This is a genomic window from Psychromonas algarum, assembly GCF_004376845.1.
Lineage (GTDB): Bacteria > Pseudomonadota > Gammaproteobacteria > Enterobacterales > Psychromonadaceae > Psychromonas.
In genome coordinates this window covers 198,585-218,289 of sequence record NZ_SNUW01000002.1, presented here as the reverse complement: position 1 = coordinate 218,289, position 19,705 = coordinate 198,585, and the positions used below count along the sequence as shown (strand labels likewise).

General features: G+C 35.9%; 20 protein-coding genes. 11 read left to right on the top strand and 9 right to left on the bottom strand.

Annotated elements, in window-relative coordinates; all coding sequences use genetic code 11:
- Window positions 1-7: 7 nt before the first annotated feature.
- Complete coding sequence (locus E2R68_RS01015) at window positions 8-1,339, bottom strand: Do family serine endopeptidase (RefSeq protein WP_134275644.1); 1,332 nt, start codon at window positions 1,337-1,339, stop codon at window positions 8-10.
- 276 nt (window positions 1,340-1,615) lie between these two features.
- Between E2R68_RS01015 and zapE the strand changes: the two genes are divergently transcribed.
- From zapE to E2R68_RS00970, 9 genes are all read left to right on the top strand, one after another.
- Entirely contained in the window at window positions 1,616-2,725 is a 1,110-nt protein-coding gene (gene zapE / locus E2R68_RS01010) for a cell division protein ZapE (protein ID WP_134275643.1), read from the top strand.
- 219 nt (window positions 2,726-2,944) lie between these two features.
- Window positions 2,945-3,373 (top strand): 50S ribosomal protein L13, encoded by a 429-nt coding sequence (gene rplM / locus E2R68_RS01005; protein WP_113820309.1) that lies wholly within the window; start codon window positions 2,945-2,947, stop codon window positions 3,371-3,373.
- 15 nt (window positions 3,374-3,388) lie between these two features.
- The gene (gene rpsI, locus E2R68_RS01000) at window positions 3,389-3,778 is read left to right on the top strand and encodes a 30S ribosomal protein S9 (protein ID WP_134275642.1); all 390 of its coding nucleotides are present in this window, start codon (window positions 3,389-3,391) and stop codon (window positions 3,776-3,778) included.
- A gap of 111 nt (window positions 3,779-3,889) precedes the next feature.
- A complete protein-coding gene (gene ftnA / locus E2R68_RS00995; protein WP_134275641.1) occupies window positions 3,890-4,414 on the top strand; it encodes a non-heme ferritin in 525 nt (174 codons plus the stop codon).
- 247 nt (window positions 4,415-4,661) lie between these two features.
- Window positions 4,662-5,252 carry a ubiquinol-cytochrome c reductase iron-sulfur subunit gene (gene petA, locus E2R68_RS00990; protein ID WP_134275640.1) on the top strand — a complete coding sequence of 197 codons (591 nt, stop codon included), beginning with the start codon at window positions 4,662-4,664 and terminating at the stop codon, window positions 5,250-5,252.
- Window positions 5,252-6,529, top strand: coding sequence for a cytochrome b (locus E2R68_RS00985; RefSeq protein ID WP_134275639.1), 1,278 nt, complete (start codon window positions 5,252-5,254; stop codon window positions 6,527-6,529). Before petA ends, E2R68_RS00985 begins: the two co-directional genes overlap by 1 nt.
- Window positions 6,529-7,266, top strand: coding sequence for a cytochrome c1 (locus E2R68_RS00980; protein ID WP_134275638.1), 738 nt, complete (start codon window positions 6,529-6,531; stop codon window positions 7,264-7,266). Before E2R68_RS00985 ends, E2R68_RS00980 begins: the two co-directional genes overlap by 1 nt.
- Before the next feature lie 105 nt (window positions 7,267-7,371).
- Window positions 7,372-8,007: a stringent starvation protein SspA gene (gene sspA / locus E2R68_RS00975; protein WP_134275637.1), complete on the top strand. Its 636-nt coding sequence runs from the start codon at window positions 7,372-7,374 to the stop codon at window positions 8,005-8,007.
- Window positions 8,008-8,049: 42 nt separating this feature from the next.
- Window positions 8,050-8,490 carry a ClpXP protease specificity-enhancing factor gene (locus tag E2R68_RS00970; protein WP_208380098.1) on the top strand — a complete coding sequence of 147 codons (441 nt, stop codon included), beginning with the start codon at window positions 8,050-8,052 and terminating at the stop codon, window positions 8,488-8,490.
- 182 nt (window positions 8,491-8,672) lie between these two features.
- On the opposite strand, the gene E2R68_RS00965 is transcribed toward E2R68_RS00970, so the two are convergent.
- The 8 genes from E2R68_RS00965 to miaB form a co-directional block, all read right to left on the bottom strand.
- A complete protein-coding gene (locus E2R68_RS00965; protein WP_134275635.1) occupies window positions 8,673-9,620 on the bottom strand; it encodes an alpha-L-glutamate ligase-like protein in 948 nt (315 codons plus the stop codon).
- Window positions 9,621-9,623: 3 nt separating this feature from the next.
- Window positions 9,624-11,150, bottom strand: a complete 1,527-nt coding sequence (locus E2R68_RS00960; RefSeq protein ID WP_134275634.1) for an inactive transglutaminase family protein — start codon at window positions 11,148-11,150, stop codon at window positions 9,624-9,626.
- A 9-nt stretch (window positions 11,151-11,159) separates the two neighbouring features.
- Window positions 11,160-11,927, bottom strand: coding sequence for an ATP-dependent zinc protease family protein (locus E2R68_RS00955; protein ID WP_134275633.1), 768 nt, complete (start codon window positions 11,925-11,927; stop codon window positions 11,160-11,162).
- A gap of 261 nt (window positions 11,928-12,188) precedes the next feature.
- Window positions 12,189-13,754, bottom strand: a complete 1,566-nt coding sequence (gene lnt, locus E2R68_RS00950) for an apolipoprotein N-acyltransferase (RefSeq protein ID WP_243834569.1) — start codon at window positions 13,752-13,754, stop codon at window positions 12,189-12,191.
- Complete coding sequence (gene corC, locus E2R68_RS00945; RefSeq protein WP_134275632.1) at window positions 13,751-14,623, bottom strand: CNNM family magnesium/cobalt transport protein CorC; 873 nt, start codon at window positions 14,621-14,623, stop codon at window positions 13,751-13,753. The genes lnt and corC overlap by 4 nt, the downstream gene beginning before the upstream one ends.
- Before the next feature lie 9 nt (window positions 14,624-14,632).
- Window positions 14,633-15,109 carry an rRNA maturation RNase YbeY gene (gene ybeY, locus E2R68_RS00940; protein WP_134275631.1) on the bottom strand — a complete coding sequence of 159 codons (477 nt, stop codon included), beginning with the start codon at window positions 15,107-15,109 and terminating at the stop codon, window positions 14,633-14,635.
- A complete protein-coding gene (locus E2R68_RS00935) occupies window positions 15,109-16,143 on the bottom strand; it encodes a PhoH family protein (RefSeq protein ID WP_134275630.1) in 1,035 nt (344 codons plus the stop codon). Before E2R68_RS00935 ends, ybeY begins: the two co-directional genes overlap by 1 nt.
- A 32-nt stretch (window positions 16,144-16,175) precedes the next feature.
- Window positions 16,176-17,597, bottom strand: a complete 1,422-nt coding sequence (miaB, locus tag E2R68_RS00930; protein WP_134275629.1) for a tRNA (N6-isopentenyl adenosine(37)-C2)-methylthiotransferase MiaB — start codon at window positions 17,595-17,597, stop codon at window positions 16,176-16,178.
- Between the two features lie 238 nt (window positions 17,598-17,835).
- Here miaB and E2R68_RS00925 point away from each other — a divergent pair, with 238 nt between their 5' ends.
- Both E2R68_RS00925 and E2R68_RS00920 read left to right on the top strand, forming a co-directional pair.
- A complete protein-coding gene (locus E2R68_RS00925) occupies window positions 17,836-18,996 on the top strand; it encodes an FAD-dependent monooxygenase (RefSeq protein ID WP_134275628.1) in 1,161 nt (386 codons plus the stop codon).
- A 76-nt stretch (window positions 18,997-19,072) separates the two neighbouring features.
- A complete protein-coding gene (locus E2R68_RS00920) occupies window positions 19,073-19,549 on the top strand; it encodes an NYN domain-containing protein (RefSeq protein WP_134275627.1) in 477 nt (158 codons plus the stop codon).
- Window positions 19,550-19,705: the final 156 nt, after the last annotated feature.

The following is a 19,705-nucleotide window of genomic DNA, read 5'->3' as shown; positions in this document are numbered from 1 at the left end:
TTGGATTTCAGTTCAATATAATATAAATCGGTCGATTATTGCGCATTATATTTAAAGCTAATGTTTCTTGAGTATCGTTAAGCAAAGAAAATAACTGCTTTTTATTACGAATATGTGTTCTATTAACTGAAATAATAATATCACCAGCCTTCAAACCTAATTGATTTGCCATTGAATTTTTTTCTACTTTTATAATATTAAGTCCTGGCACGGCTTGATCTTTTTCTGAATTTTTTAAAACAACACCTTCAAAGGCAATGGGTATTTGAGTATAAGCCTGCGTTAATTCTTGTTTTTGAGGCTTGCTACCACCTAATATAACTTCTACTGTTTTTGCTTTATTGCCTCGAACGAGTTCTAAATAAACTGTTTTTCCTGCACTTAGTGTTCCTATTTTTGCTCGTAGTGCTGCAAATGACTTTATTTTTGTTCCGTCAATGGCGGTAATTACATCGCCAGCTTTTAAGCCTGCCTTATCTGCTGCTGAATTAGCACTGACTTGGTAAATAAATGCTCCTTGAGTAACATCAATTGCCAAATTTTTGGCTAGCTCTGGTGTTATTTCTCCACCTTTTATACCTAATATGCCACGACGGATCTCTCCGTATTCTAATAGTTGCATTGATAGGTTTTTTACCATGTTTGCTGGAATAGCGAAAGCAATACCAATATTTCCCCCATTAGGACCCAATAAAGCGGTATTGATGCCAATTAATTCACCTTTTAAATTTAATAATGCCCCTCCAGAATTGCCGCTATTAATAGCAGCATCTGTTTGAATATAATTTTCTAGGTTTTCTAAATTTAACCCACTTCGTCCTAATGCACTGACAATACCTGATGTTACGGTTTGTCCTAAACCAAATGGGTTCCCGATTGCGATGGTGAAATCACCTACTTGTAATTTATCTGAATTTGCAAACTTAATTGCTGTTAATGGTTGTCTGCTTTTGATCTGCAATAATGCAATATCACTTTTAGGATCTTGGCCAATAACCCTTGCCATGTATTGATGGCCCGAAATGAGTGTGATCATAATTTTATCTGCATTTTCAATAACATGATAATTAGTCACAATATAGCCATTATCTGCATCAATGATCACACCAGAACCAAGCCCTGAAAAAGTAGGTGACGGTGTTGGCTGTATAAAATCTAATAAGTCATTAGTGTTTGAGCCTGAAACGGAAATATCAACAACGGCAGGACTTACTTTTTGAATCAAAGGGGCGAGGGTGGGTAAGGCCTTGCCATTAATTGCTGCAGGTAAAGCGGCAAAGGAATAAACACTTGTCAAAATAAGCATTGATAGCAAAAGGGATGCTATGGTCACTTTCATTGAAACTCCTTGGGGATTACTATTGAATTATTGCAAAAAATGTAAATTTGAATATCAACTTCATTTTTATACATTATATAGTCACAATATTTTACCATTATAAAATAGACTTTAGAGTTAAATTTTTTAAGTTAAATGAACCTTTTTATTATTTGCAATACTATTTTTCACGAGATTTACCGCAAATATTTATCATTAATTATAAAAATCACTGTATAAAACATTTATTAATAGGTTAAATAGAAGGCAAATTTACCGACTTATTAAGAACATATTGTGACACCTCTCTCTTTATATCAAGCAGATTTATTAAAGCCGACCTTTTTTTCTGATGACGCACAATTGCAAGCAATTACTATGTTGCAGCGATTATATGATGATTTATTAGTACAGCAAAATAAACCAGTTAAACGTAATTCATTTCTACAGCGTATGTTTAAATCTAGCAATTCAGTTAAAACACCTATTAAAGGGTTGTATTTTTATGGGGGAGTTGGGCGAGGTAAAACCTATTTAGTTGATCTGTTTTTTCATAGTATTAAAAGTGAACGTAAACAGCGCTTACACTTCCATCATTTTATGCTAGAAGTTCATAAACAACTTACTATATTACAAGGGCAATCAGACCCTCTACAAAAGATAGCTAAACAGTTTGCCAGTGAAACAGACATCATTTGTTTTGATGAATTTTTTGTTGAAGATATTACCGATGCAATGATTTTAGCGGGTATGTTTGAAGCATTATTTGCAGAAGGGGTTGTGTTAGTTGCAACATCTAACATTCATCCTGACCATCTCTATAAAAACGGATTACAACGAGCACGATTTTTGCCTGCGATTGATTTAATTAATGAACATTGTGAAATATTTAATTTAGATGGTGGCAAAGATTATCGTCTAGGCAAATTAACAGAAGCTGAGATTTATCATTATCCACTTGATGAAAAAGCAAAGTCACAAATTAAAGGCGCCTTTGAAACATTAGCGACGGGTGAAAAATTTTATAGTCAAAAAATTACCATTAATAATCGTCCGCTCACTAGTATTGCTACTAGTCTTGACACATTAAGCATTGAGTTCACAGCTCTCTGTGACGGTCCTCGTAGTGTGCATGACTATATTGAACTTGCGATTTTATATCGCACCGTATTAGTTGCTAATATTCCACAAATGAATGATCAACATAATGATTTAACGAGACGTTTTATTGCCATGGTTGATGAGTTCTATGATCGTAATGTTGTTTTAATTATATCAGCAGAAGTGGATATATTGAGTTTATATCAAGGTTCACGATTGTCATTTGAGTTTCAACGATGTGTTTCTCGTTTATTAGAAATGCAAAGTAAAGCATATCTAAGTAAAGCACATCATTTTGCTTTATAAATGAAGCAAAAAACTTGTTCATAAAATTGCAATAAATAGGTGATCTCTCACTCAGTTTTCTGTATAATTCCGCCGCCCACGTTATCCACCTCCCCAATTGTTATGGTGGATCTGTTTACGCTAGACGTATTCGAAGGGATACGGAAAGGCGAAAAATACATTTTTGACTGCAATTTATGTAGTCATATTTTTTTAAATCATTAATTTGGGTATAACTTAATGAAAACTTTTGTTGCAAAACCAGCTGAAGTAAAACGCGACTGGTTCGTAGTTGACGCTGAAGGTAAAACACTAGGTCGTTTAGCTACTGAAATCGCTTTACGTTTACGCGGTAAACATAAAGCTGAATACACTCCTCATGTTGATACTGGCGATTACATCATCGTTATCAATGCTGAGAAAGTTGCTGTAACTGGCAACAAAGCTAAAGGTAAAATTTACTACCACCACACAGGTTTCATCGGTGGTATTAAAGCAATTAGCTTTGAAGACTTAATCGAACGTGCTCCTGAGCGTGTTATTGAAAAAGCTGTAAATGGTATGTTACCACGTGGTCCTTTAGGCCGCGCAATGTACCGTAAATTGAAAGTTTATGCTGGTTCTGAGCATCAACATTCTGCACAGCAACCACAAGTTTTAGACATCTAATAGGAATATAAAACAATGGCAAATCAATACTACGGCACAGGTCGTCGCAAAAGCTCTACAGCTCGCGTGTTTATGAAAGCAGGTAGTGGTCAAATCACTATCAACAAACGTAACCTAGATGAATACTTCGGTCGTGAAACTGCATGTATGGTTGTTCGTCAACCATTAGTGTTAGTAGACTCAGCTGAAAAATTCGATCTAAACATCACTGTTAAAGGTGGTGGTACAACTGGTCAATCTGGTGCAATCCGTTTAGGTATCACTCGTGCATTAATGCAGTTTGATGAATCACTACGTTCTGAATTACGTGGTGCAGGTTTTGTTACTCGTGATGCTCGTAAAGTTGAACGTAAGAAAGTCGGTTTACATAAAGCACGTAAACGTCCACAATTCTCTAAACGTTAATTTCGTTTTACGAATTGCAAAAAAGCCCAGTTTATACTGGGCTTTTTTTTGCTTGTTTTTTAATGGTGAGGGCTTTAAGGTTAAACTATTGATAATTATTAGGAGAGCATTATGTTAACCGAAACTATGGTTAAGAAGCTAAATGAACAAATTAATTTAGAGTTTTATTCATCAAACTTATATTTACAAATGAGTGCTTGGTGTGAAGATAAAGGCTACGAAGGGGCGGCAGAAATGCTACGTTCTCATGCGACAGAAGAAATGGAGCATATGAATCGTTTATTTACATATGTAAGTGAAACCGGCGCTTTGCCTATTCTAGGCTCAATTGATGCGCCACCTTTTGGTTTTAAATCATTAAAAGATGTATTTCAAGAAACTTATGAACATGAGTGCTTAATCACTAAACAAATCAATGAGTTAACGCACGTCGCTTTTGAAACTCATGACTATTCTACTTTTAATTTCTTACAGTGGTATGTTGCAGAACAGCATGAAGAAGAGAAACTATTTAAAGGTATTCTAGATAAGATTTCTCTTGTTGGTGAAGATGGTAAAGCTTTATATTGGATTGATAAAGATCTAGCTGCGATTGCTAAAAATGGTGCAAGTTCAATTATGGATAGTGCCGTTTAAGGTCACATTTTTAGTTAATTTCTTCGAAGTAAAGAGATTGTAATGAGAGCATGGTCAATTAAGCCATGCTTTTTTGTATTTCCCCCTCAAAAGTAATGTTAATGGCTTGTAAATAGATGGCTATTTCTTTAAAATTCAGGCAGTTTTTATGCAACATTCGTAATTCATGTTTCAACGGATTGATGTATATCCCCAGTTATGTAATTTTTGAACTGCTTTTTTAGCGGCTCACAATGGAGATAGATAAATGAGCAATGCGCCTGTTAATTCTGGACGTCGCAAGTTTCTAACATTAACAACAGCAGTTGTTGGTGGTGTAGGAGCTGCTGCTGTAGCAGTTCCTTTTGTGAAATCTTGGAGCCCAAGTGAAAAAGCTAAAGCTGCTGGAGCACCTGTTAGTGTTAAAATTGACAAAATTCAACCAGGACAGTTGGTTCGTGTTGAATGGCGAGGTAAACCTGTATGGGTTGTCGCACGTACAGATAAAGTAATCAAAGAATTGCCTACAATTGAAGGTAAATTACGCGATCCTAAATCTAGTGAACCTCAACAACCTGAATATGCAACGAATGAGCTTCGTTCAATCAAGCCTGAATTATTTATTGCCGTTGGTATTTGTACTCACTTAGGTTGTTCTCCTACTTATCTACCAGATTCATTTGGAGAGCAAGTAGAAGGTGTCGAGTCAGGTTTCTTCTGCCCTTGTCACGGTTCAAAATTTGATATGGCTGGTCGTGTATTTCAAAATGTACCTGCTCCATTAAACTTAGTTATCCCACCACATCATTATGTTGATGATGCAACGGTTCTTATTGGCTTAGACAAAGGAGATGCCTGATGCTTAAAAAATTAGTCACGGATGGCATTGACTGGATTGATGCACGTATTCCAATGACGGATACGTGGAATAAACATCTTGCTCAATATCCAACACCAGTTAACTTTAACTTTTGGTACTTTTTTGGTTCATTAGCAATGTTAGTGTTAGTTAACCAAATTTTAACAGGTATCTGGTTGACCATGCATTACAATCCTTCTGCAGAAGGTGCATTTAACTCAATTGAGTATATTATGCGTGATGTTCCTTATGGTTGGTTATTACGTTATATGCATTCAACAGGTGCTTCGGCATTTTTTGTTGTTATCTATTTACATATGTTCCGAGGATTAATTTACGGTTCATATCAAAAACCAAGAGAGCTTATTTGGATCTTCGGTATGTTGATCTTCTTAGTGTTAATGGCTGAAGCATTCATGGGGTACTTATTACCTTGGGGACAAATGTCGTTCTGGGGAGCTCAAGTAATCATCTCATTATTTGGTGCAATTCCTGTCATTGGTGATGACCTAACACTATGGATACGTGGTGATTATGTTATTTCTGGTGCAACACTTAACCGTTTCTTTGCCTTGCACGTTGTTGCTCTGCCATTAGCATTAGTTGCATTAGTATTCTTACATATTGTGGCACTGCACGAAGTAGGGTCGAATAACCCTGATGGTATAGAGATTAAACAGAAGAAAGGTTCTGCTTCTGAAGAAGCAAAAGGTAAGTTTACTTTCCATCAACAATACAGTGGTAAAAAAGATATTATTGATGCAGTCCCATTCCATCCATATTTCACGGTAAAAGATATCATGGGCGTATCGGCATTCTTAATTTGTTTTGCTGCAGTTATCTTCTTTATTCCCGAAGGTGGCGGTTTCTTCCTTGAACCACCTAACTTTGAAGCTGCAAATAGCTTGAAAACACCAGCGCATATTGCTCCGGTTTGGTATTACACTCCGTATTATGCGATTCTGCGTGCAATCCCAGATAAGTTAATCGGTGTTGTATTCTTTGGTGGGTCAATTGCTATTCTATTTTTATTACCGTGGTTAGATCGCTGTAAAGTTAAATCAATACGTTACCGTAGTTGGATGCATAAATTAAATATTACTCAGTTCATTATCTGCTTTATTGTATTAGGTGTATTAGGGGCTTTACCTGCTACTCCGCTTTATACCATTATTGCTCAGGTAGCATCTGTCGGATATTTTGGCTTCTTTATTGCGCTGTTTATATACAGTAAAAATGAAAAAACCAAACCATTACCAACGAGGTTGACACACTAATGAAAAAATTATTGATAGCCTTAGTGGCACTTGTACCAAGCCTTGTATTTGCAGCGGGTGCAGCAGTTCATTTAGATAAAGCTAATTATGATCTAACGGATAAAGCGTCATTACAAAATGGTGCTAAATTATTCATGAACTACTGTTCAGCTTGTCATTCTACTGCTCACCAGCGTTATCAGCGTGTTGCAACGGATTTAGGTATTCCAGATGACTTGATGAGAGAAAACCTGATTTTTACAGATAGTAAAATTGGTGAGCTAATGCATAACAGCATGGATAAAAAAGATGCTGCTAAATGGTTTGGTAATGCGCCATTAGATTTGACATTAGAAGCTCGTTTACGTGGCCCTGATTGGATTTATACATACTTGCGTTCTTTCTATAAAGATCCTGAACGTCCTTTTGGTGTTAATAATACTGTCTTTAAAGATGTTGCTATGCCACATGTATTAGAAGAGTTACAAGGTATTCCAACTGCTACTTTTGAAACAATAACTGATGAACATGGTAATGAGCACAAAGTCGTTGTTGCACTTCATAGTAGTGAAACGGGAGAGATGTCATCGGATGAGTATGACCGTGCGGTGCTAGATCTGGTAAACTTCCTAGTCTATTCAGGTGAACCGAATAAACTAGAGCGTCAAAGCTTAGGTTTCTGGGTAATTGGTTTCTTAATTATCCTATTTATACTGAGTTATTTATTGAAGAAAGAGTATTGGCGCGATATTCATTAATCGCTAACACCTTTCTCTATTATCTTCTCGGCAATGGTGTCATTATGATGTCATTGCCGTTTGTGTTTTTTAAACACTCATTTTTTTAATCATTAGGGGTATTCCATGGCCGTAGCTGTAAATAAACGTTCTGTAATGACGTTATTCTCAGGACCATCTGACTTATATAGCCATCAAACACGTATCGTGTTGGCTGAAAAAGGTGTCAATGTTGATATCACATTTGTTGATCAAGATAATCCATCTGAGGAATTAGCTGAATTAACTCCAGATAGCAATATTCCTACTTTAGTTGATCGTGAATTAGTTTTATATAATTCTCGTATTATCATGGAATATTTAGATGAGCGTTTTCCTCATCCGCCACTAATGCCTGTTTATCCAGTTGAGCGTGCTAAAAGCCGTTTGTTGATGCAGCGTATTGAAAGTGAATGGTATCCATTAGTAACAACTATTATGTCTGGTGACGTAACTAAAGCTGAAGCTGCACGTGTTAGTTTACGAGCTAAAATTCTTGAAGTTGCACCAGTATTTGAACACTTTGCTTACTTCATGTCTGAAGAGTTTACGATTGTTGATTGTTACATGGCTCCACTATTATGGCGTTTACCTGAGTTAAAAATCGATTTAGGCTATGATAATGTAACGGGTTTAAAGAGTTACATGGTTAAAGTGTTTGAACGTGAATCATTTCAAGCATCAATGACTGAAACTGAACGTGAAATCCGTGTTGGTGGTTAGTTCTTAGGAATAATAAATCAGTAGGAATTTGAAATGTCGGAAATGTTAGTACAACGACCTTATCTATTACGCGCCTTCTATAACTGGATAGTTGATAGTGAATGTACTCCTCATGTGATCGTTGATGCGACACAAGCGCATGTGGAAGTACCGGCTCAGTTTGTTGAAAACGGAAAAATTGTATTAAATATTGCTCCGCAATCAGTTCTTGGTTTTTCTCTTGATGACGATGCATTATCTTTTAATGCTCGTTTTTCAGGGCAGCCAATGCAAGTGTATGTACCTATTTATGCGATTGAAGGTATTTATGCGCGAGAGAATGGAGAAGGAACCATTTTTCCTCCAGAAGCTGCGTATGAAGCTTTAAATACACCACAAATACCAAAAGAAGCATCACCTGTTAGCGTGGTTGAAGATAAACAAGATGTAAAAAAAGAGAATAAAGGTGAAAGAAAAAGGCCAACTTTAACTGTGGTTAAATAGATTATATTCTTTACTGATTTTCTTAATAAAAACCGAGCTTGCTCGGTTTTTTATACCCTATTTTATCGCACCATCGGGATATTGGTTTTGTTATTATTGTGGGGATACTATTTCCTACAGATATAAAAAATCCCAAGATAGTAAACTATGATGGGATTTATATACTTTGAATTGAGTGCGGTTTATTCTGAGAAATGTTTTTTAGAGAAAGCAACACGCTCTTCAACTGTCATTTTGTCAGCGTCTTTTAAACTCTCAACTCGTTTTAATCGAGGTAATATACCTTTACCATTAGCTATCTGAATAGCTAAACCGGGACGTGCATTCAATTCTAATAGCATAGGGCCTAAATCTCGGTCTAATACCATGTCTGTTCCTAAATAACCCATACCAGACATTTCATAACAGCTTGCAGCTAAATAGATTAAGCGCTCCCATCTAGGGACATTCAGCTGTTTTAACTCTTTATCTGTATCAGGGTGACGTTCAACAGGTAAATCGAACTGCACTGCATTGATGGCTCTTCCTGTCCCAATATCAATACCTACTCCAACAGCTCCTTGGTGTAAGTTAGCTTTACCATCAGAAGCGGCAGTTGATAAACGCATCATTGCCATCACCGGAAAGCCTTTAAATACGATCACTCGTACATCAGGTACACCTTCAAAACTAAACCCATCAAAAGCACTATCAAATTGAATAAGGCCTTCAATAACAGCTACATCAGCACTACCGCCTAGACTAAATAGGCCTGCTAAAATATTTGTTACATGGCGCTTAATTTCAGCAAGGCTTTCTTCATTACCATTTGATTTATAGTAGCGTCCATTTTCAACTTTAGTGACGACTAAAATGCCTTTGCCGCCACTTCCTTTTGCAGGTTTAATTACAAAACCTGGAGTATCTTTAATAAACTGTTCAACATTTTCTACTTCAGCTTGCATCGTGATCACACCTAGCAAGGCTGGAGTTGTTACATTAGCATCGCGAGCAATTATTTTAGTTTTAAGTTTGTTATCCACTAAAGGGTAAAGCTTACGAGGATTATAACGACCAACATAACCACTGTTACGTTGGTTCATTCCTAGAATACCTTTATCTCTTAATTTAAAAGGACTAGAGAAAAACATAGTTTACTCCTTGTCCGCTAATGGCTTGAAGCGACGTAATTCTAATAAACGATAACCAGTATAACTACCTAGTACTAATACAAATGACATAACAACAAATTGTAAACCGATGAAGTTAAACATTAAGTGGCGAGTAACTTCATTGCTCATTGCAAAGTAAGCTAAGACAGCAACAATTAAGCTGCCTCCACCTTGTGTGAATACTTCTTTTGCACCTTCTTCTTCCCACAAGACAGACATACGCTCAATTGTCCAAGATAAAATAATCATTGGGAAGAAGGTGATTTTAAGACCTTCTGTTAATCCTAATTTGTAAGATAAAACACCAAATAAGGCGATTAATAAAATTACCATAATAATAACGGTGGATATTCGTGATACCAGGAGTAAGTTGAGATGAGATAAGTATGATCGAATAAATAAACCGACGGCAACTAACATAACAAAACCAATTAAACCCGTTATTAAGCTTGTTTGGATAAATGCCATGGCAATTAATACTGGCATGAACGTACCAGAAGTTTTTAAGCCAATTAATACTCGCATCATTACAACGATCAATACACCTAATGGGATCATTAGGATATTTTTAAATAAAGACTGATCTTCAACAGGCAAACTATGAATTGAGAAGTTAAATAAATGGTCGTTATCAGTTTTTTGTAAGATAGCGGCTAATGCTGGTTGATCTTGTTGGATCATAGAGAAGCTAACTTTTGAATGTTCACCACCTGTTAGTTCTAATAATGCTTTACCACTTTGATCCCACAGTAATAAGTTACTGCGATCTACTGCTTTGGTTGTGGTGGCATCAAATAGACGAGAAGTTATTTTTCCATCTTTCTCTTGGAAAACTTCCACTAATGGTTGTAAATGTTGGCGACGACGGCCATCTTCAAGTACTAGTGCACCAATTTTCTTTGTTGGGATCTTCGCTTCATTTAATAAGTCGATTAATAAATCTGTTTTTGAGCGTTTACTTGTTAAAATTAAGCTTACATTTTGGTTTGGTTCTGTCGCATTGATTTGTTTTAACAATTCTCGGGTAAAGCTAAATGCGTCAGCACTTGTTTTTAATGCATCTGCGATAATATCTGAGCCTGCTGCGAGTCCTGCTGGCGCATATTCAGCTTCAAATAATTCTGGCATTTCAGTAATAGGTTGATCGACACTTTTTTTATCAACTAATAATTGAATATTGTAATAGAGTGTTTGTGGTCCAGATGCTTTACGAATTGCCCATTGTGCTTGAGGGCTATTTTCTTCATACAAAAATGATAAGCCGTATCCAGGTGATGCTGCATTCTGAGTGATTTGTGTAAAACCTGCTTGGCTGTTTGGTGTAGTTAATGAAGCAACAACCGGTTCATTTAAAGCATTAAAATCAATCTTGGCATCAATATTCCAAACCGTACGAGTTTCTCCTGGCATCCATGGGATATCAAAAGCAAAGTGCCTTTGCACCGTTTGAAATATCCCTAGTAAAAATAATCCTGCGACTAGGGTATAAAAGAAAATACGTGAATTCATAAGTGTTTCCTACTTTTTATTCGTTGCTTGGTATTTTGGATGGATATACTCTTGGCTAACATCAACTAGTACAATATCTTGCATAAATGTACGCCCGATTAAAACAGGGTAACTCATATGAGTACGGTCGATTAGGGTGAATTCTGATTGATGTGAAATGTTACCAATACGGACATGTAATTTAACTACAGGACGCTCATTAACTTTCCCTGGTTGGCTTGACTGAACAATCTTAGCTGTACGTAAAATAGGTACTTCAATTAAATTTTCTTTACCATCTTTCGATTCTGTTAAGTTAAAGCGTACCCATTTTTTACCATCACGCTCAAAACGTTGAATATTTAAAGCGTTAATAGAAGATACTGTTGCGCCTGTATCAATACGTGCTTTTAAATTAATTTTTGCTTTGCTTATGTAGATCCATTCTGCTTGACCTAATACGGTTTTATCTAAGTAGGCATCATTTTTAGCTTTTTGTTGAACAACCACATTATTACTTTTTGCTTGTGCTTTTTTAGCTGCAGCTTGTTTTTCTAATTTTTTATTGAGCTCTACCGCTTCTTTTTGTGATTTTTGTAAATCTTCATTAGCTTTTTGTAAATTAGCTTTTGTTTCTTCTAATGCTAATTTTTGTTGTTCTGTGTCTGCTTTTGATTGTACTAACGCGCTTTCTAAATTAGTAATTTTAGCCTCTTGCTCTGGATTGGGAGTCGAAACACACCCTGCGGTCAAAAATAATGTCGAAAGAGTAATAATGGCTGCTTTTTTTAAAAACATGCGAGTTCCTTAAGCGTTAATCAAAAAGTAAAAAAATATGTTATCAGGTTGTGATCTAAATAACAGTGATAAATTTCACTGCTTATTTGTAAATGCTATAAATGTTAGAAATCTATTTTCATATTAAGTAATAGCTAAAACTATTTATTCTATTATTAAATATTTATTGGACAGCAAGATAAGAATGAATAGGTGTATGTTGCTGTTAGCAATATAGACGTGCTCTACTTTATATTCAAAAAGTTGTTTATTATTAATAAATTAAGTGTCTTGTCTTTTGGTTAGAATAAGCGCTAAGAATAAAGATAAAAAACAGAAAATAAATAAAGGTGTTTGCCCTATTTGTTGGTAAGGGGTTGTACCGTAGGCTGGTTGAATTTGCATTCTTAATACAGCGGCTTTATTTGAAGGTAAACGTCCTAATTCCTCTCCTCGGCTGTCATAAATTGCTGTTACTCCATTGTTGGTGCTACGCAATAAAGGACGACCAAATTCAATGGCACGCATTCTTGCTATTTCTAAGTGTTGATCTGGTCCAATTGAATCACCAAACCAAGCATCATTACTGAGTGTTAACAAAATTCCTGTTTTTTCGTGCACATTTTTTCGTAGTAGCTCAGGAAAAGCTATCTCATAACATAATGCAGCCGCTAATGTAGACTGGCCAAACTGTAAGTTTGTTTGTACTTCTGCACCTCGTTGAAAGCTCGACATCGGCAAATTAAAGTAGGGGGCTAAAGGACGAAGAAAATCTTCAAAAGGAACAAATTCACCAATGGGTAATAAATGATGTTTTTTATATCGATTAGGGCTTATTTGCGAATAACCTTGCCCTTTAGGTAATTTTCCTAACATGATTATGCTATTAAAATATTCATCATTATGGATATCGTAATTAATAATCCCAGTTAATAATGTTTTCCCTTTTTGCTCTAACTCTTCTGATAAGGGGAGTAAAAAGCGTTGCATATCGATTTCTAAAGCAGCAATGGCTGATTCAGGCCAAATAATTAATTCATTTTCACGGTCACTATTATCACCTGCTTCAGTTAAGTCTAAATACTTAAATAAAGAAGGATAGAGTTGATCTCTTTTCCATTTTTGATTTTGGTCGATATTGCCCTGCACCAAAGCGACTTTGACAGGTGCTTGTAATTCAGTAAAGGTAAGCTGTTTTAATAAGTAACCTGTTGCAATTAAAAAGACAATTAAAGTTATTGCAACTTTTTGCGAACTTTTAGTCAGTAATAAAGTAAGGGACGCGCAGATAATTAAAATAGCTAAAGTGATGCCCTGTACACCGAAAATAGGGGCAAAGCCAACTAAAGGGGTGTCGGCATGGCTATAACCTAAATAAGCCCAAGGGAAGCCTGTTAAGAACCAACCTCTAACCCAATCCATTATTAGCCAGAAGCTAGGTAGAATAAGTAATAACCTTATTGCTAAGGAGTGACTTGGTATTTTATGACTGATCCACAATGCAAATGTAGGAAATAACGCTAAATAAGCCGCTAGTAATAGAATTAACGTAGCGTTAATAATACTAGGCATACCACCAAATAGATCCATGCTGACATAAACCCAATGAATGGTGGCAATAAACATGGATAAGTTAAAAATAAAACTGACTAAAAATAGTTTTTGATGGTGTCGTTGAGCTTGTTTAAGTAATAAAAATACTCCGATAAAAGAGGGATATAAAACCCACCATTGCTCAAAAGGAGCAAATGCAAATACTTGCATTGCACCTAATAAGGCAGCAATAAATAGCTGCCCTACAAGAGAAGAGCTGACCGAAGCTAGTTGTTTACTTAATTGTTTTTTCAATCTTTCTGAGGCTCTATTTTTAACTCTTTGGGAGTGCGTACTTGTAATTGTACTAAACGACGGTTGTCTGCATTTGTTATTTTGAATTTATGTTCTGCAATAGTGATTTTTTCACCACGACCTGGTAAGTGACCTAATTCATGTAAAATTAATCCACCGATGGTATCTTGGCCTTCAATATTGTAATCCGTTTTGAAATGATCATTAAAATCAGCTAAGGTAGTTAATGCACTTACCGTATAAGTGCGTTTTCCTATTTTGCGAATCTCATCTTCTTCTTCATTATCAAATTCATCTTCAATTTCACCAACGATCACTTCTAGAATATCTTCGATGGTTACCAAACCTGATACACCGCCATATTCATCAACAACAATTGCCATATGGTAGCGTTGGCTTCGAAATTCTTTTAATAATGTATCTAAGCGTTTACTTTCTGGGACAACAACTGCTTCCCTTAGAATTTCATCTATTTTGAAATCATCAGCATTAGAACTAAAACCATATTTAATAAGGTCTTTTGCTAATAATAAACCAACTACATGGTCTTTATCTTCAGTAATAACGGGAAAACGTGAATGTGCAGACTCAATAATTTCTGGTAAAAACTCTTCAACAGATTGGTGTAATCCTAGCGTCACCATTTGTGAGCGAGGGATCATGATATCTCGAACACGCATTTTGGATACGTCGATAACACCTTTTATCATTTCTTTGGTTTTTTGATCGATCACTTGGCGCTGTTTAGCACTATCGATCACATCTAATAATTCGTCTTGGCTTTTGGGCTCACCTTGAAATAGGTTGCCGATTTTATCGAGCAAACCTTCTTTAGGTTGCTCGTTGCTAGAATGGTAATCTTCTGACATTAATTTTATTTACTCTTTTTCGCTTAAATAAGGGTCGTTGTAACCTAACTCTATCATGAGTTTAGTTTCAATACTTTCCATCGCTAGTGCTTCATCATCATCAATATGGTCATAGCCCAATAAATGCAAGGTGCCATGAATTAACATATGCGCCCAATGTGCAATTAATGGTTTTTTTTGTTCAATTGCTTCTTTTTCAACCACCTCTTTACAGATTACTAGATCACCTAATAAGGGTAAAGTGATCCCAGGCGGGTTTTGAAAAGGAAATGACAAGACATTGGTCGATTTATTTTTTCCTCTATATTGATGATTCAAGTCTTGGCTTTCATCTGCATCAACAATACGGACGGTTAATTCAACTTCATCTCGTGTTTCATCACTACCAGCAATAATGGCTGAACTGACCCATTTTTCTATTTGTATTAAATCAGGTAAATTTTGCTGATTTTTACTCGCTAATTGCAAGTCGACATAAAGCTCCATTAAGCGTTTCTCGCTTCACTTTCAGCTATTTCAGCTTTTCTGTCAAAAGCATCGTAAGCTTTAACAATACGTGCAACAACAGGATGTCGAACTACGTCATCAGCTAAGAAAAAGTTAAAGCTAATACCATCATCTACTTCACCTAATACTTCAATCGCATGGCGTAAGCCTGATTTTTGATGGCGAGGTAAATCAATTTGCGTAATATCACCCGTAATAACGGCAGTTGAATTAAATCCAATACGCGTTAGGAACATTTTCATTTGTTCGGTAGTGGTGTTTTGACTTTCATCTAAGATAACAAACGCATCGTTTAATGTACGACCACGCATATAAGCAAGTGGTGCAATTTCAATGATGTTTTTTTCAATGAGTTTTTCAACTTTTTCAAAACCTAACATTTCAAATAATGCATCGTATAAAGGTCGTAAATAGGGATCAACCTTTTGTGATAAATCACCCGGTAAAAATCCAAGCTTTTCACCTGCTTCAACCGCTGGACGTGTTAATAAAATACGGCGTACTTCTTGACGCTCTAATGCTTCAACTGCACAAGCAACTGCTAAATAAGTTTTACCTGTGCCGGCTGGTCCAACACCAAAACTAATATCATTACGTAAAATGTTGCTCACGTATTTCGTTTGATTTTCACCTCGAGGTTTAATCACTCCTCGTTTCGTTTTGATGGTTAAACTTTTAAAACCAACTTCTGTTGATTCTGTTTTAACTTCTAATAAACGATGATCATTAATTAAATTTTGTAAGGCTAAATGTACATCTTGATCTGTTAGGTTTGAAGCTTTGCCTTTTATAGGTAAAGTTTCAATGTACAAGTCTTTAAGTAATTCGCTACAAGCTTGTGCATAACGAGATTCACCAACTACTTGAAAATGAGCATCTTTATAGATGACTTCAACACCTAATCGGCGTTCCATTTGCTTAATGTTGTCATCAAATGAGCCACATAAAATCGCTAAGCGATCTTTATCTGCTGGTTCTAAATCAATATGTACTGTGGTTAATTTTTCGGTCAAAGTTATAAAGCCTTATTTCTGCTAGATAAAAGTTAAGCTGGGATAAAAGTTTCAACACCAAGTTTATTTGTTTTTTTATTAACAATATCACTTGGACGAATAGATTCACGTAAATTCATGTCAGCTTCGCCACGAATAAACTTACCACGAATTGAGTTGGTATGTACTTCTGTTATTTCAACATCAACAAAACCACCAATAGAACGATGATCTCCTTCGAAGTTTACGATTCGATTATTTTCAGTACGACCACATAACTCCATGATGTTTTTACGTGAAGGACCTTCAACTAAGATACGTTGTACTGAACCAACCATACGACGACCAATTAATTGTGAATGTTGGTGAATTCGATCTTGTAATATAGCTAAACGTTTTTTCTTGGTTTCTAATGTCACATCATCTGGCATATCTGCCGCTGGTGTACCTGGGCGTTGGCTATAAATAAAGCTGTAGCTTGTATCAAAGCCAATGTGGTTGATTAAGTCCATTGTTTGTTGGAAGTCTTCATCGGTTTCGTTAGGGAAACCAACAATAAAGTCAGAACTGATCGTGAGATTAGGGCGAACTTCTTTTAGCGCTACAATTTTTTCTTTGTATTGTGCAACAGTATGGCCACGTTTCATTAAGTTTAAAATGCGATCTGCACCTGCTTGAACAGGAAGATGTAAAAAATCAACCAATTCAGGTGTATCACGATAAACATCAATGATTTCATCAGTAAAATCAATTGGATTACTAGTTGTATAACGTAAACGGTCAATGCCATCAATAGAAGCTACGTAACGTAATAGTTCAGGGAAACTACAAGTGTCACCATCGTGTGTTGCACCAATGTAAGAGTTTACATTTTGTCCTAATAAATTGATTTCGCGGACACCTTGTTCTGCAAGCTGTGCTATTTCTAATAAAATATCATCTAATGGGCGGCTAACTTCTTCACCGCGAGTGTAAGGAACAACACAGAATGTACAATATTTAGAACAGCCTTCCATGATAGAAACAAAAGCAGTTGCACCTTCGGCCTTAGGCTCTGGCATTGAATCAAACTTTTCAATCTCAGGAAAGCTAACATCAACCACAGTACCTTTATTTTCTTGTACTTCTTTTATCATGGTTGGTAAACGATGTAATGTCTGTGGACCAAAAACAATATCTACGTAAGGAGCACGTCGACGAATTGCTTTACCTTCCTGTGAAGCAACGCAACCACCAACACCAATCACTATATTAGGGTTTTTATCTTTGAGCTTTTTCCAACGTCCAAGTTGATGGAATACTTTTTCTTGTGCTTTTTCTCGAATAGAGCAAGTATTTAATAAAATTACATCAGCATCTTCTGCTTCTTCAACGGAAATATAACCGTTACTTGCATTTAAAAGGTCGGCCATTTTTGATGAATCATATTCATTCATCTGACAACCCCAAGTTTTAACGTGTAATTTCATGCTCATATTCACTGCCTACTATTGTTACTAATTGGTTTGTTTCTTTAAAAGAGGTCGCATTTTACGCACTTCAAGGCAATCATGCTACTGTTTGTTTTCAGCCTTTACTTTCACATTACTGTTTATCTCTAGGTCATAGATAAACTTGCTTTTAAGTGTTTAAAAAATGAGGTTAATTTTTCCCTAAATATTATTAATTTACGTACAATAAGTGATTAAGTAAGCTGAATAAAGTGAGGGTGTAATGGCAAATAGAGAAATTATTATTGTTGGCGGCGGAATGGTCGGAGCATTATCTGCTCTATTATTAGCTAAAGATGGCGATACATTACACCTTATTGAAAAGTATTCTGTTCAAACTCCACTGGAAAATGCACCTTTTGACCTACGTGTATCAGCCTTTAGTGCGCAAAGTAAACTCTTACTTGAAACTGCTGGAGTGTGGCAAGATATTCCTCTTGACCGTCTATGTGCATACCAAGGTTTACATACATGGGAAAAAGGAAGTCAAAAGCTTATTTTTTCTAGTGAGGATATTGCTGCTGAACAATTGGGGTTTATTGTTGAGAATCGTTGGATACAAGCAGTTTTATGGCAAGCTTTAAAACAACTACCGCATGTTCATATTTATGATAATAAGCAAGTGTTAAATATCAGCCAACATACGCAGCAGGTTCATGTCACATTAGATAACCAGCAGAAGATCCAAGGTGAATTATTGCTTGCTTGTGATGGTGCTAATTCTGCAGTACGTAATTACTTACATATACCTACTACTAGTTGGGATTATCGACAGCATTGTTTACTCATTAATATTACAACGGACTCACCTCAACAAACGGTTACTTGGCAAGAGTTTAGAGAAACAGGGCCCTGTGCGTTTTTACCGTTAGCGGGAAATAATGCGAGTTTAGTGTGGTACCACAGCCCACAAAAAATAAAGTATTTACAAAGCCTAACAAATCAACAACTGAAGCAGGTCATATTAGCTGAATTCCCATCTTTAGATTTTACCTTTGAAGTGCACAGTAAAGGGAGCTTTCCACTAACTCGACGCCATGCCAAACATTATTACCAAGACCGAGTTGTATTATTAGGTGATGCTGCGCATACCATCAATCCATTAGCTGGTCAGGGGGTTAACCTTGGGTTTAAGGATGTACAGTGTTTGGTTGAATTATTAACACAAAGTAGTGATTTACCGATAGCTGAAATATTAAAACGTTACCAGTGCCAACGTAGACCTGCTAATTTATTAATGCAAACAGGCATGGATGTATTTTATAAAGTAAGCAAATCTGAATCTAGTTTGATCCGCTTTGCTCGCAAAAGTTTCTTAGGGTTAGCGCAGCAATCTGGCGAAATTAAAAATCGTGTTATGCGTTATGCAATGGGAATTAATTAAATTACCGCTCTATAAAAAGCAAGGATCTCTTTTTATATTTTCTTATAATCATCTGATGATGAGGCTATGCTCTCAAATGAAAAAAATTGCTATCTTTGCTGATGTTCAAAACATTTATTACACTTCTCGTCAAGCTTATGGCAAACAATTTAATTATCGTAAATTGTGGAAAAAAATATCTCAACAGGGTGAAATTGTATGTGCTTATGCCTATGCAATAGATCGCGGAGATAACCAGCAACAGAAATTCCAAGAGGTGTTAAAGCATATTGGTTTTGAAGTAAAACTAAAACCTTATATTCAACGTAGTGATGGCTCTGCAAAAGGGGATTGGGATGTTGGTCTGACTATCGACGTCATGGAAACGGCTGCAGAGGTTGATACGGTGATTTTATTAACAGGTGATGGGGATTTTGCAATTTTATTAAATAAGGTCAAGCAGCGCTTTTTGGTAACAACAGAGGCTTATGGAGTGCCCAAATTAACGGCTAAAGCATTAATTGATGCTTGTACTGTTTTTAATCCAATAGATTCTGATTTGTTATTACCTTAATAACCTTATTTGCTACCCCAATATATTGAATAATATTATTGAAAAAGAAGAAACAATGCTCTGTTTCTTCTTTTTGATTTAAATGACAGTTTTCTTTACGAAATTTACATCAAAGAAGTGAACTGTTTTAACCAGTAAAATAGATAAACTATTTAT